At 66.9% G+C, this 12,434-nt stretch carries 12 protein-coding genes and 1 other RNA gene; 6 read left to right on the forward strand and 7 right to left on the reverse strand.

Annotation, left to right across the window (positions count from 1 at the left end; translation table 11 throughout):
• Nucleotide 1: 1 nt before the first annotated feature.
• The 4 genes from PIJ50_RS00435 to PIJ50_RS00450 all read right to left on the reverse strand — a co-directional run bounded on the left by PIJ50_RS00435 (nucleotide 2) and on the right by PIJ50_RS00450 (nucleotide 4,509).
• Complete coding sequence (locus PIJ50_RS00435) at nucleotides 2-880, reverse strand: NUDIX domain-containing protein (protein ID WP_271971734.1); 879 nt, start codon at nucleotides 878-880, stop codon at nucleotides 2-4.
• On the reverse strand, nucleotides 877-2,085 hold the full coding sequence (locus PIJ50_RS00440) for an SAM-dependent methyltransferase (protein WP_271971736.1): 1,209 nt from the start codon (nucleotides 2,083-2,085) through the stop codon (nucleotides 877-879). The genes PIJ50_RS00435 and PIJ50_RS00440 overlap by 4 nt, the downstream gene beginning before the upstream one ends.
• Nucleotides 2,086-2,152: 67 nt before the next feature.
• On the reverse strand, nucleotides 2,153-3,535 hold the full coding sequence (locus PIJ50_RS00445) for a cryptochrome/photolyase family protein (protein ID WP_271971738.1): 1,383 nt from the start codon (nucleotides 3,533-3,535) through the stop codon (nucleotides 2,153-2,155).
• A complete protein-coding gene (locus tag PIJ50_RS00450) occupies nucleotides 3,532-4,509 on the reverse strand; it encodes an MDR family oxidoreductase (RefSeq protein WP_271971739.1) in 978 nt (325 codons plus the stop codon). Before PIJ50_RS00450 ends, PIJ50_RS00445 begins: the two co-directional genes overlap by 4 nt.
• A gap of 158 nt (nucleotides 4,510-4,667) precedes the next feature.
• Here PIJ50_RS00450 and PIJ50_RS00455 point away from each other — a divergent pair, with 158 nt between their 5' ends.
• Nucleotides 4,668-5,711: an ABC transporter substrate-binding protein gene (locus PIJ50_RS00455; protein WP_271971741.1), complete on the forward strand. Its 1,044-nt coding sequence runs from the start codon at nucleotides 4,668-4,670 to the stop codon at nucleotides 5,709-5,711.
• A 15-nt stretch (nucleotides 5,712-5,726) separates the two neighbouring features.
• Here the strand turns inward: PIJ50_RS00455 and PIJ50_RS00460 are convergent, their stop codons facing one another.
• Entirely contained in the window at nucleotides 5,727-6,059 is a 333-nt protein-coding gene (locus tag PIJ50_RS00460) for a DUF3140 domain-containing protein (RefSeq protein ID WP_271971742.1), read from the reverse strand.
• Between the two features lie 49 nt (nucleotides 6,060-6,108).
• On the opposite strand from PIJ50_RS00460, the gene ssrA reads away from it, so the two are divergent.
• From ssrA to PIJ50_RS00485, 5 genes are all read left to right on the forward strand, one after another.
• Nucleotides 6,109-6,463: a transfer-messenger RNA gene (gene ssrA / locus PIJ50_RS00465) on the forward strand.
• A 57-nt stretch (nucleotides 6,464-6,520) separates the two neighbouring features.
• Nucleotides 6,521-6,985 (forward strand): SspB family protein, encoded by a 465-nt coding sequence (locus PIJ50_RS00470; protein WP_271971744.1) that lies wholly within the window; start codon nucleotides 6,521-6,523, stop codon nucleotides 6,983-6,985.
• A gap of 90 nt (nucleotides 6,986-7,075) precedes the next feature.
• Nucleotides 7,076-8,470: a class II fumarate hydratase gene (fumC, locus tag PIJ50_RS00475; protein ID WP_271971746.1), complete on the forward strand. Its 1,395-nt coding sequence runs from the start codon at nucleotides 7,076-7,078 to the stop codon at nucleotides 8,468-8,470.
• Complete coding sequence (locus tag PIJ50_RS00480) at nucleotides 8,470-8,655, forward strand: DUF4169 family protein (protein ID WP_271971747.1); 186 nt, start codon at nucleotides 8,470-8,472, stop codon at nucleotides 8,653-8,655. Before fumC ends, PIJ50_RS00480 begins: the two co-directional genes overlap by 1 nt.
• Complete coding sequence (locus tag PIJ50_RS00485; RefSeq protein ID WP_271971749.1) at nucleotides 8,652-8,864, forward strand: ribbon-helix-helix domain-containing protein; 213 nt, start codon at nucleotides 8,652-8,654, stop codon at nucleotides 8,862-8,864. Before PIJ50_RS00480 ends, PIJ50_RS00485 begins: the two co-directional genes overlap by 4 nt.
• Here PIJ50_RS00485 and PIJ50_RS00490 read toward each other — a convergent pair.
• Together PIJ50_RS00490 and PIJ50_RS00495 are read right to left on the reverse strand one after the other, a co-directional pair.
• Complete coding sequence (locus PIJ50_RS00490; protein ID WP_271971751.1) at nucleotides 8,861-9,610, reverse strand: cytochrome c biogenesis CcdA family protein; 750 nt, start codon at nucleotides 9,608-9,610, stop codon at nucleotides 8,861-8,863. The genes PIJ50_RS00485 and PIJ50_RS00490 overlap by 4 nt on opposite strands.
• Before the next feature lie 113 nt (nucleotides 9,611-9,723).
• The gene (locus PIJ50_RS00495; RefSeq protein ID WP_271971753.1) at nucleotides 9,724-12,159 is read right to left on the reverse strand and encodes an Rne/Rng family ribonuclease; all 2,436 of its coding nucleotides are present in this window, start codon (nucleotides 12,157-12,159) and stop codon (nucleotides 9,724-9,726) included.
• Nucleotides 12,160-12,434: the final 275 nt, after the last annotated feature.

Raw genomic sequence — 12,434 nt, forward strand, 5'->3', positions numbered from 1 at the left:
GTCAGGCCCCCGCCACCCCGCCCCGCAGGCGATCCCGCTGGCTGGCCAGCCAGTAGGCGGTGATCAGGAGCGGCGCGCTCTGGATCTCTCCGCCCGCGATCCGGTTCATCAGGTCCGTGAAGGGGATCAGGTGGCCGCGGATGTCCTCCGCCTCCCCCTCCATCCCGAAGACGCCCGCCGCACCGTCCGGCAGATCCGCCATGCCCACATAGGCATAGACGAACTCCGCCTTCGCGCCCGGCGAAGGGTAGAAGGCGCTGGCCAGATGCAGCGCGCCAAGGGTCAGGTCCGCTTCCTCCACCGCCTCGCGGCGGGCGGTTTCCTCCGGCGGCTCGCCGGGATCGATGCGGCCGGCGATCGGCTCCAGCAGCCAGGGCTGCGGATCGTCGCGCCCCCAGGGGCCGGCGCGCCACTGTTCCACCAGCAGCACGCGGTCGCGCACCGGATCGTAGGGCAGCACCGTCACCGCATCGCCCGAGATGAAGACGCCCCGGTTCACGACCTCGCTCATGCGGCCGTCGAAGCGGCGGAAGCGGACGTCATATTCCTCCACCGCGAAGTAGTGGGCATAGGGCTGGATGCGGCGCACCTCATCCACATCGCCGGGGGCAGCGTTATGGCGCAGACCGACGGGTGCGGGCGATCCCACGGCGCGCAGGCGGCTGGCGGCGGACACGCGCATCTGGCCCAGCCGTTTCCGGATCGCCTGCGGATCGCGCTGGCCCATCAGCGCCATCACGTCGCGCGCAAGGATCCTGCCCGCGTCGTCATCGGCCACGTCACCATCGGTGGCGGCGTGAAAGAACGCGTCGCGTTCGGCCTCTTGCGCCGGATCGTCGCCGCGCACGATGGCGTGCAGCCCTTGGGACAGTGCGGTCATGCGCGGGTCACCGTGACCTGCGTCACGTCGCAGTTTCCACACGCAAAGGTGCTGGCGCAGGCGGCAAGGTAGAAGTTCCACATGCGGCGGAAGCGGTCGTCAAAGCCCATGGTCTGTATCTCGTCCCATCTGTCGTTGAAGGTGGCGTACCACTGGCGCAGCGTGCGCGAATAGCTTTGCCCGAATTCCCGCGATCCGTCGAACCGCAGCTGCGCCCGTTCCACCTCGCGCCGCAGCGCGGTGGGGGAGGGCAGCATCCCGCCCGGAAAGATGTAGCGCTGAATGAAGTCGACCTCGTGACGGTAGGTCTGAAACCGGGCGTCGGACACGGTGATGATCTGCAGGGCGGCGCTGCGGCCCGGATGCAAGGCGTCGCGCACCGCGTCGAAATAGGCGGGCCAGTAGGCCTCGCCCACCGCCTCGAACATCTCGATCGAGGCGACGCCGTCATACCGCCCTTTTTCATCCCGATAGTCCTGAAGCTTCAGCGTCACGCGGTCGGACAGCCCCGCCCCGGCGATCCGCTTCACCGCGAAGTCGTATTGCGCCTGCGAGATGGTGAGCCCCGTCACCCGCAGCCCCCGTTCGGCCGCCGCGTATTCGGCAAAGCCGCCCCAGCCGCAGCCGATCTCCAGCACATGCTCGCCCGGCCGCACGTTCATCCGGTCCACGAGGGCCGCGTATTTGCGGCGCTGCGCCTCCTCCAGCGTGTCCTCCCCCGTCTCAAACAGGGCCGAGGAGTAGGTCATCGTCCGGTCCAGCCACATCCGGTAGAAGTCGTTGCCCAGATCGTAGTGGTATTCGATGTTCCGCCGCGCCTGCGTCTTCGAATTCGACCTCATCCAATGGCGCAGGCGTTCATAGGCGCGCAGGAAGGCCTGACCCGGAAAGCCGTCATAGATGTGCTCGTGATCCATGTGGATCAGGTCCAGGAAGGCCTGAAGGTCCGGCGTGGACCATTCCCCGTCCATGTAGGCCTCGCAGAACCCCAGATCGCCTTCGCGCACCAGCCGGGCAAAGACGCCTGGGTCGTGGATGTGCAGTTCCGCGTCCGGGCCGGGCTGCGCGCCCTGATGGTCAAAAGCGCGACCATCGGGCAGCACGATCCGCAAATGGCCGTGGTCCAGCTTCCGCACCACGTCAAAGACCCGTTTGAAATAGCGCGGAAGTGCGGCCTCTCCCGCAACCGATGTCGGACCCGTCATGCGCTTCTCCCATCCATGCCATGGATGTGACCAAGTTTTTCCGCCTGCGACAAGCCCCGCCGCACGGTCACGGCTGACGCTGCCGGGCATAGGCCAGCAGCGCCCTTTCCCGCCCGCCCTTCAGGTCGATGATCGGTTCGGGGCGCGCCTTGGGGTCCAGCTTCCAACTGCGTGGCACGGCTTCGAAGAAGGCACGCAATTCGGGCGTGTCGGTCAGCCAGCGGTCGCGGTAGCGGCGCTTTGCGTCGAACTTCTCGGCCTGCGCGGCCGGGTTGAAGATGCGGAAATAGGGCGAGGCGTCGGGCCCGCAGCCCGCCACCCATTGCCAGTTCAAGGCGTTGGAGGCCGGATCCCAGTCGATCAGCGTCTCCTCGAACCAGCGCGCGCCGACGCGCCAGTCGGTCAGCAGGTGCTTGGTCAGGAAGCTCGCCACGATCATGCGCGCGCGGTTGTGCATGGTGCCGGTGGCGAACACCTCGCGCAGGGCGGCGTCTACGATCGGCTCCCCGGTCTGGGCGCGGCGCCAGGCTTCGGCGTCGGGATTGTCCGCCCGCCAGGGGAAGCGGTCCCAGCCCTCGCGCCAGTGCTGGTCGGGCAGCGTGGGAACGTGCCACAGAAGATGATGGGCGAAGTCGCGCCAGGCCAGCTCGCGAAGAAACGTCTCGGCCCCCGGCGCGCCGTTTTGCAGCGCGTCCATGGCCGTGTGCCACAGGGTGCGCGGCCCGATCTCTCCATAGGTCAGGTTTTCCGACATGCCGGAGGTGGCGCGCGAGGTCATGTCGTCCCGTGCGCGGACATAGCCGTCCAGACCGTCCAGCAGCGCGCCCAGACGCCGCTGGGCCGCCGCCTCCCCCACCACGGCGAAACGGGCGACCACGTCAGCGCCGCGGTTCATGGCAGCGCCCATCCCCCATGTCTCCAGCCGGTCCGAGGCGGGCCAGCGGTCGGGCGGGTTCAGCCGGTCCGGCGTGGGTGCGGGCGCGTCCACGCCCATCTGGCGCAGCGTGTTCCAGAACGGGGTGTAGACCCTGTAGTAGCCGCCCGTCTTCGTCCGGATCGCGTCCGGCGCGTGTAGGGTATGGCCGTGATGAACGACCACGCGCGGGCCTTCGGTCGCCGCCACGCGGTCGTCGCGGCGGCGGGACGCGGCGTCGTGCAGGCGGGTCAGATGGACCTCCTCGGCCCCTGTATCGTGCGCCAGATCGGTCAGAACCTGCACCGCATCGCCCCGCCGCAGGATCAGGCGGCTGCCCAGCCGTTCCAGCGTCTGCGCGAAGACGCCGATCGCCTGCCCCAGCCGCCATTTCGGCGCGGCGGCCAGCGCCTCGGTTTCCGGGTCCAGGATGAAGACCGGGATCAGGGGGCGGCCGGTGGCCAGCGCCGCCGTCAGGGCCGGGTTGTCGCCGATCCGCAGGTCCCGCCGCAGCCAAAGAAGAACCGGGGCGGTCATGCGGTCACGTTCACCACGGTGCGGCCCCGGACCCCGCCCTTCAGGATCGCCTCGGCCAGATCCGGCACGTCGCCAAGACCCACCTCCGTCACCGTCTGGCGGATCTTGTCCATCGGCATGTCCTGCGCGATCCGGTCCCAGGCGCGCTGGCGCAGGGGCACGGGGCACATGACGGAATCGATGCCCAGCAGGTTCATCCCGCGCAACAGGAAGGGCAGCACGGTCGTGGACAGCTCGGCCCCGCTCGCAAGCCCCACCGCCGCTACCGACGTGCCATAGCGCATCTGCGTCAGCACCCGCGCCAGCGTCATGCCCCCGACGGAATCGATGCAGCCGGCCCATTGTTCATGATCCACCGGCCGTGCCGGCGGTTCGGCCAAGTCCGCGCGGGACACGATCCGCGTGGCCCCCAGACCCAGAAGGTAGTCGTTCACCGCCTCCCGCCCGCTGGAGGCGACGACGGTGTGACCCAGCGCCGCCAGCAGCGCCACGGCCACCGATCCGACACCGCCCGAGGCGCCGGTCACCAGCACCTCCCCCTCCGTCAGCCCGTGATCTTCCAGCGCCATCACGGCCAGCATCGCCGTGAACCCGGCCGTGCCCAGCGCCATCGCGTCGCGGGTGGACAGGCCCTTCGGCAGCGCCACCAGCCAGTCGCCCTTCACCCGGGCGCGCGTGGCGTATCCGCCCCAGTGCATCTCGCCCACGCGCCAACCCGTCAGCACCACCTTGTCGCCCACCGCGTGCCGCGGATCGTCCGAGGCCGTGACCGTGCCCGCGAAATCGATCCCCGCCACATGGGGCCAGCGCTTCACCGCGTCCCACTGCCGGGTCACGATCAGCCCGTCCTTGTAGTTGAGCGTGGAGTATTCGACGTCCACCGTCACGTCGCCCGCGGGCAGGCGGTCGTCGTCGATCTCGGTCACCTCGGGGCGGCCGTCGGCTTGCATCAGCAGGGCCCGGAACTGTGTCATGCGGTCACTCCTTCGCGCTGCCTGTCAGGTAGAGGGATGGCACGGCTTGCCAAGGGCGCACAAGTTTCGGGCAAAGCCCGTCCGACGGGCGATCGGCACTGGACGCACCCCCGCCCCCGCCATAGGATTCGGGGCGATTTCCATGCTTTGAGGATACCATGACCAAGACGCTTCTCGGCGCCGCCTCGGCCATCGCCCTTGCCCTTCCCGCCTTTGCCGCCGATCCCGACCTGATCGTGCTGGACTGGGCCGGCTTCGACGTGCCCGGCCTTGTGCAGGGCTATGCGGACAAGAACGGCGACGCGCCGACCTATTCGCTGTTCGGCGACGATGACGAGGCGTTCCAGAAGGTCGCCTCGGGCTTCCGTGCGGATGTGGGGCATCCCTGTTCGCAGATGGTGTCGAAATACCGCGACGCCGGGCTGATCGAACCGTGGGACGTCTCCCGCATCCCGGCCTATGACAAGATCGACGCCCGGTTTACGGATTCGCCGATCTTCAAGGATGACACCGGCGTCTGGTTCATCCCGACGGACTATGCCTACACCGCCGTCGCCTACAACCCCGACACGGTTCCGGAAGAGGATGTGCAGAGCCTCGAGGTCTTCAAGGATCCGAAATACGCGGGCCGCATCTCCCTTCCCGACAACACGGACGACATCTGGGCGCTGGCCTATCTGGCAACGGGCGTGACCGACTGGACCAACGCGACGGACGAACAGTTCGAAGCGGCCGCCCAATGGCTGCGCGACGTGCATCCCAACGTCGTCGCCTACTGGGCGGACCCGGCCGAACTGACGCAGCTGATGGCCGGGGGCCAGGTACAGGTGGCGTGGTCGTGGAACGACGGCGTGGCGCTGATGCAGGAAGACAACTTCCCCATCGCCTTCAACCGTCAGGCGAAGGAGGGCGCATCCTCCTTCTTCTGCGGCTATGTGAACTTCAAGGGCGCTCCGGGCAACGAGGACAAGGCCTACGACTTCATCAACTCGTGGCTGGCCCCCGAATCCGCCCAGGTTCTGGTGGACAACATCGGCTATGCCCACACCAATCCCGACGGCATGGCCATGGTGTCGGAAGAGGATCTGAAGACCGCTTATCTGGACCCGGTCGAGGGCACGCTGCTGTCGCAGACGCCGATCGACAACCAGATGCGCGACCGCATGGTCCAGACCTTCGAGGAGATCAAGGCCGGGTTCTGATCCCCCGGCCCCGCGTCATTTCATCGGGTCGTGGCCCCAGTTCATCAGGGAATAGCGCCAGTCGCTGTGTTCCATGTCGGACTGGGGCCCGCCCTGAGCCTTGTGGCGCTTGATGTAGCCCACGACCTTGCCCATGTGCGCCCAGTCGTCGTCCGACAGGTCCGCCTTCTTCGTGTCTTGGATCTTCAGGATATGACGGCCCGACTGATGGCCCGTGCTTTCGCCCTCGCCCCGCGTGTCGCCGACGCTGCGGCTTTCCTCCGTGTCCAGCCACCGCTTCAGCGCCGCCGGCGTCATGTTCACCAGCTTGGACCATTCGTCCCAGATGTCGTCATGCGATTTGGTCATCGGCGTCTCCTTTGCCGTCGGGAAACCGCCCGACGGGCGGGAAGTTCCGCCCCTTGCCCCGCCCAAACCTTCGGCCTATATCAGGGCTGTTCGGGCTTGCTCGGACTATGGCGATAAACGCACCCGTAATAAGCGGATCGGACCCGGGGGCGGTACCCGGCGGCTCCACCAACACTCCCTCGTTGGGGGCGGAGGGGGCCGAAACAGGATCGACGAACGTCTAAAGGGGCCAGCTTTCGCTCGGTGAGGTACCACCGTTATCGGTCCGAATTGTACAGTTGCCAACGACAACCGTGCTCCGATGGCCGTCGCTGCGTAAGCAGTGAAGGTTATCGAAACCTAAGTCCTTGCGCTTAGCCGCGTAAGGCGGGGCCCGCAGGAGCCTGGCAACAGAATCCTGCACCTCCCTTTCATTCCCGTGATCGACGTTCTATGCTTTCCAGCAGCAGCCGGAGGAGCGCATGGCCAGTACGATCGATTATGGCAACCTGATGCATCGCGCGATGCGCACGCTGATCCAGAACGTGCTGGAGGACGTGGCCCGCGACGGCCTGCCGGGCGACCACCATTTCTTCATCACCTTCGACACGAACGCCGAAGGCGTGGAGATCGCCGACTGGCTGCGCATGCGCTACCCCGAGGAGATGACCGTCGTCATCCAGCACTGGTTCGACAACCTGGTCGTCACCGACGAAGGCTTCACGATCACGCTGAACTTCGGCAACCAGCCCGAACCGCTGGCCATCCCCTTCGACGCCATCCGCACCTTTGTCGATCCGTCCGTCGAATTCGGCCTGCGCTTCGAGACGCAGGAGCAGGTCGATGAGGAGGACGGGGACGACGAGGATGACGGCCCGGACGACCTACCGCCCGACACCCCGCGCGGCGAGGCCGAGATCGTCAGCCTGGACAAGTTCCGCAAATAGACCCCGGCCGATCTGCCCGCATACCGCGGCATGCCGATTGATCTGATCGCCGGTCCGGCCTATCACATGGGCCAGCGACAGGAGGATCACATGACCGCGACCCGCACCGAGACCGACAGCTTCGGCCCGCTTGACGTTCCCGCCGACAAGTACTGGGGCGCGCAGACGCAGCGCTCCATCCAGAACTTCCCGATCGGCTGGGAAAAGCAGCCCGTCGCGATCATCCGCGCGCTGGGCGTCATCAAGAAGGCCTGTGCACTGGTGAACAAGGCGCAGGGCGACATGGACGCCAAGCTGGCCGACACCATCGCCGCCGCCGCGCAAGAGGTGATCGACGGCAAGTTTGACGACAACTTCCCGCTGGTCGTCTGGCAGACGGGGTCTGGCACCCAGTCCAACATGAACGCGAACGAGGTGATCTCGAACCGCGCGATCGAGATGCTGGGCGGCGAGATGGGGTCGAAGAAGCCCGTCCACCCGAACGACCACTGCAATATGGGCCAGTCGTCCAACGACACCTTCCCGACCGCGATGCACGTGGCCATCGGCATGATGGCCCGCGACACGCTGATCCCGGGGCTTGAGAAGCTGCACAAGGCGCTGGTCGCGAAGTCCGAAGAGTTCAAGGACATCATCAAGATCGGCCGCACCCACACGCAGGACGCGACGCCCCTGACGCTGGGCCAGGAATTCTCGGGCTACGCAAAACAGGTGGAAAAGGGGATCGAGCGGGTGAAGGCCTGCCTGCCCGACATCTACGAACTGGCGCAGGGCGGCACCGCCGTCGGCACCGGCCTGAACACCCGCGTGGGCTGGGACACCCGCGTCGCAGCCGAAATCGCGACGATCACGGGCCTGCCCTTTGTCACCGCGCCCAACAAGTTCGAGGCGCTGGCCGCGCATGACGCGATGGTCATGTTCTCGGGCGCGCTGAAGACGGTGGCCGCATCGCTGTTCAAGATCGCGAACGACCTGCGGCTGCTGGGCTCCGGCCCCCGCTCGGGCCTGGGCGAACTGATCCTGCCGGAGAATGAGCCGGGATCGTCCATCATGCCGGGCAAGGTGAACCCGACGCAGGCTGAGGCGCTGACCATGGTCTGCGCCCATGTCATGGGCAACGACGCCGCCGTGGGCTTCGCCGGAAGCCAAGGGCATTTCGAGCTGAACGTCTACAACCCGATGATGTCCTACAACGTGCTGCAATCCATGCAGCTTCTGGGCGACGCGGCAGGTTCGTTCACGGACAACATGGTCGTGGGCACGCAGGCCAATACCGCGCGGATCGACAAGCTGATGAAGGAATCGCTGATGCTGGTCACGGCGCTGGCCCCCACCATCGGCTATGACAACGCGACCAAGGTGGCCAAGACCGCGCACAAGAACGGCACCACCCTGCGTGAGGAGGCGATCGCTCTCGGCCTCGTGGATGGTGAGACGTTCGACCGCGTGGTCCGTCCTGAAGACATGATCGGCCCGAAAGGCTGATGGGGAAGATCGTCAACCTGCGCGCCGTCCGCAAGACGCGCGAACGTGACGCGAAGCGCGCGCAGGGCGACACCAACGCCGCGAAGTTCGGCCTGACCAAGGCCGAACGTCACCGCCAGACGGCCGAGGCCGAGAAGGCCCGCCGCGATCTGGACGGGCACAAGACGGACCGCCCGACGGAATGAACGGGCCGGAAAAGCACTCCCTCACCCTGCACGGGCACCGCACCAGCGTGACGCTGGAGCCGGAATTCTGGAAGGCCTTCCGCGAGATTGCCGGGGAGGAAGGCAAACCGCTCAACCTCCTCGCGGCCGAGATCGACGCGGGCCGGGGGGAGGCGAACCTCGCCTCGGCCATCCGCGTCTTCGTGCTGCGGCGGTATCGCCCGGTCTAACCCAGACGGCCCAGCAGCGGCACGTTTTCCAGCAGGAAGAACGAGAACATGCTGAAGAGGCCCGTCACCAGCGCCACGCCGACAAGGATCAGAAGCGCGCCCATCGCCTTTTCGATCACGCCCATCCACGGCTTCAGCCGGTTCATCACGCCGATGGCGCGGTTGATGAACAGCGCGGCCAGAAGGAAGGGCAGCCCAAGCCCGATGGCATAGACGCCCAGCAGCGCCGTGCCGCGGGCGACGTTCGCCTCGGTCGCTGCCAGGGACAGGATGGCGCCCAGTTGCGGGCCGATGCAGGGCGTCCAGCCGAAGGCGAAGGCCAGCCCCAGCACATAGGCGCCCAGGGCGGTGCCGCCCTGATCGCCCGCATCCATCCGCGCCTCACGGTTCAGGAGGGGGATGCGCAGCACGCCGATGAAGTGCAGGCCGAACAGGATCACCACGATCCCCGACACCTTGGTCATCACGTCCTGATATTGCAGAAGCGCGGTCCCGATGGCCGAGGCCGCGATTCCCAGGAACAGGAAGACGGTGGACAGGCCCATCACGAAGAACAGCGCCGGCAGCAGGATGCGGCGTCGCCCCCCCTGCCCGCGCATGTCGTTCATGCTGATCCCGCTCATATAGGCCAGATAGGGCGGCACGATGGGCAGCACGCAGGGGCTGAGGAAGCTGAGCACACCCGCCGTCAGCGCGATCATCATCGCGGACAAAAGCCCGGCGTCCAACATGTCGAAATTGGCCATATGCCCTCCTGATCCTCCATCGCATAACACGAACCACAGGCGGATCACGAGGGGGGCGGCGTCACTTCCGCGTGCAAAAAGGGCGCCCGAAGGCGCCCTTTTCCCAGATCAGCTTACACGGCCCACCAGCCGCGGCGACGCGGCTTGGTGTCCTCCGCAGGCTCATCAGCCGGCGCAGGTTCGGGCGTGGCGACGGGTTCGGGCGTGGCCACCGGCGCGGCTTCGGCCACAGGCTCCTCCGCCATCGGCTCGGCCTTCTTGCGGCTGCGGGTGCGCTTGGGGGCCGCCTCCTCGGTGGCTTCGGCCGCGGGTTCGGCCTTCTTGCGTGTGCGCTTGGGGGCCGGGGCCTCCTCGGCCGCAGGCTCCGCCGCCTTGCGGGTGCGCGTGCGGGTCCGCTTCGGCGCGGCTTCGGCCACGACCTCGGCGTCCTCGGCCGTGGGCTCGGTCACGGGCTCGGCCTTCTTGCGGCTGCGCGTGCGGCGCTTCGGCTCGGCCACCACCTCGGCGGCAGGCTCTTCGACCGGCGCGGCGATGGGGGCGGGTTCGGGCTGCGGCTCGGGGTCGATCGGCGCTTCCGCGATCTCCTCGGCCACGCTGTCGCCACCGGCCGAATCCTCGTCCGACGCGGCTTCGGCCCCGGCGAGTTCCGCCTGGCCCGACCGGCGACGCCGACGACGACGGCGCTTCTTCTTGCCGCCACCCTCGCCCGGCTCCTCGGCTGTGTCCGCAGCGTCGACCGTTTCGGTCGCGTCCGACATGTCCACGGTTTCGGTCTCGTCGACCTCCTCCGCAGCCACCGGCAGGTCCAGCTCTTCCTCTTCCACCAGCTCGCCCATCAGCGACGCATCGCCGGTGATGACCGAAGACGCCGGCACGATGCGCGTGGCCGTGTTGAACTTTTCGATCGAGTAATCAGGCGACACCAGATGCGGGTCCGCCTCGATCCGCACGGCCATGCCATAGCGCGTCTCGATCAGCGCGATGTGCTCGCGCTTGTTGTTCATCAGGAAGTTCACGACCGCAACCGGCGCCTTCAGCAGCACCTCTTTCGACCGCTTGCGCGTGCCTTCTTCCTCCAGCTGGCGCAGGACCTGCAGCGACAGGCTGTCATCCGAACGGATGAGGCCGGTGCCGTGGCAATGCGTGCAGGGCTGGGTCGTGGATTCCAGCATGCCCGGATGCAGGCGCTGACGGCTCATCTCCATCAGGCCGAAGCCCGAGATGCGGCCTACCTGGATGCGCGCGCGGTCGGTCTTCAGCTTGTCCTTCAGGCGCTTCTCGACGGCGATGTTGTTCTTGCGCTCGTCCATGTCGATGAAGTCGATGACGATCAGGCCGGCAAGGTCGCGCAGGCGCAGCTGGCGGGCCACCTCCTCGGCGGCCTCCAGGTTCGTCTTCAGCGCCGTTTCCTCGATCGAGCCTTCCTTGGTCGCCCGGCCCGAGTTCACGTCCACGGCCACCAGCGCCTCGGTCACGCCGATCACGATGTAGCCGCCCGATTTCAGCTGCACGATCGGGTTGAACATGCCACCCAGATAGCTTTCCACCTGATAGCGCGCGAACAGCGGCATGGGGTCGGCGTAGCGTTTCACCTGCCGCGCATGATCGGGCATGATCATCCGCATGAAGTCCTTGGCGGTGCGATAGCCTTCTTCGCCCTCGACCAGCACTTCCTCGATCTCAGAGTTGAAGAGATCGCGGATCGTCCGCTTGATCAGGTCGCCTTCCTCGTAGATCTGGGCGGGCGCCACCGATTTCAGCGTCAGCTCGCGGATCTGTTCCCACAAGCGCATCAGGTATTCATAGTCGCGGCGGATCTCGGGCTTCGTGCGCTTCGATCCGGCGGTGCGGATGATCAGGCCCGCGCCTTCCGGCACGGACAGCTCGGCCGCGATCTCCTTCAGCTTCTTGCGGTCGGCGGCCTGCGTGATCTTGCGGGAAATCCCGCCGCCCCGCGCCGTGTTCGGCATCAGCACGCAGTAACGACCGGCCAGCGACAGGTAGGTGGTCAGCGCGGCGCCCTTGTTGCCCCGCTCCTCCTTCACGACCTGCACCAGCATGATCTGGCGGACCTTGACCACTTCCTGGATTTTGTAGCGGCGGGCGCGCGGCTTGCGGGGCGCGCGGATTTCCTCGCTCACATCCTCTTCGGCGATCGACTCGATGTCGTCGGCCTCGTCGCCTTCTTCACCCTCTTCGGTGGACGCGGCGGCGGCCTCCTCGGCGTCCTGCCGCTTGGAGGCTTCCTCGTCGTCGCGGGCGAAGGCGCGTTCCTCGGCCAGCAGCGCCTCGCGGTCGGCCACCGGGATCTGGTAGTAGTCGGGATGGATCTCGGCGAAGGCGAGGAAGCCGTGGCGGTTCCCGCCGTAATCGACAAAGGCCGCCTGCAGCGACGGCTCCACCCGCATCACCTTGGCAAGGTAGATGTTGCCGGAAATCTGGCGCCTGTTTACGGTCTCGAAGTCAAACTCCTCGACCTTGTTTCCGTCCACCACGACGACCCGGGTTTCCTCCGGGTGCGTGGCATCGATCAGCATTTTCTTGGCCATTGTGTTCCAATGCGCCCAAACAGACGTTTCTTCCCCGCAGGCGGGATCGGTCAGGCTGCGTGTGGCGGCTTGTAGGGGCGTGGATGCGCGGCGGACAGGGCATCGGGGCGCCGGAACGGCACCTCTCATCTCCTGTCATCAGTCCTGCGCCCATCGCGGTTCTGTCCCGGGCGCATCAGGCGCCCTGTTGATCGACCCGCCAAAGACCCGGCGGGCAAATGTCGTGACCTTTCGGCCGAACTGCCATCTGCGTCCGCCAGAGGGGCGTCCCCCTT

This window comes from Falsirhodobacter sp. 20TX0035 (genome assembly GCF_028307215.1).
GTDB lineage: Bacteria > Pseudomonadota > Alphaproteobacteria > Rhodobacterales > Rhodobacteraceae > Falsirhodobacter.

What these genes read in the sequence shown, in the direction of transcription:
- PIJ50_RS00460 (WP_271971742.1), bottom strand. Translation starts at nt 6,059, where the DNA reads ATGACCAAATCGCATGACGACATCTGGGACGAATGGTCCAAGCTGGTG.
- PIJ50_RS00450 (WP_271971739.1), bottom strand. Translation starts at nt 4,509, where the DNA reads ATGACACAGTTCCGGGCCCTGCTGATGCAAGCCGACGGCCGCCCCGAG.
- PIJ50_RS00490 (WP_271971751.1), bottom strand. Translation starts at nt 9,610, where the DNA reads ATGGCCAATTTCGACATGTTGGACGCCGGGCTTTTGTCCGCGATGATG.
- PIJ50_RS00470 (WP_271971744.1), top strand. Translation starts at nt 6,521, where the DNA reads ATGGCCAGTACGATCGATTATGGCAACCTGATGCATCGCGCGATGCGC.
- PIJ50_RS00480 (WP_271971747.1), top strand. Translation starts at nt 8,470, where the DNA reads ATGGGGAAGATCGTCAACCTGCGCGCCGTCCGCAAGACGCGCGAACGT.
- PIJ50_RS00495 (WP_271971753.1), bottom strand. Translation starts at nt 12,159, where the DNA reads ATGGCCAAGAAAATGCTGATCGATGCCACGCACCCGGAGGAAACCCGG.
- PIJ50_RS00440 (WP_271971736.1), bottom strand. Translation starts at nt 2,085, where the DNA reads ATGACGGGTCCGACATCGGTTGCGGGAGAGGCCGCACTTCCGCGCTAT.
- PIJ50_RS00485 (WP_271971749.1), top strand. Translation starts at nt 8,652, where the DNA reads ATGAACGGGCCGGAAAAGCACTCCCTCACCCTGCACGGGCACCGCACC.
- PIJ50_RS00455 (WP_271971741.1), top strand. Translation starts at nt 4,668, where the DNA reads ATGACCAAGACGCTTCTCGGCGCCGCCTCGGCCATCGCCCTTGCCCTT.
- fumC (WP_271971746.1), top strand. Translation starts at nt 7,076, where the DNA reads ATGACCGCGACCCGCACCGAGACCGACAGCTTCGGCCCGCTTGACGTT.
- PIJ50_RS00435 (WP_271971734.1), bottom strand. Translation starts at nt 880, where the DNA reads ATGACCGCACTGTCCCAAGGGCTGCACGCCATCGTGCGCGGCGACGAT.
- PIJ50_RS00445 (WP_271971738.1), bottom strand. Translation starts at nt 3,535, where the DNA reads ATGACCGCCCCGGTTCTTCTTTGGCTGCGGCGGGACCTGCGGATCGGC.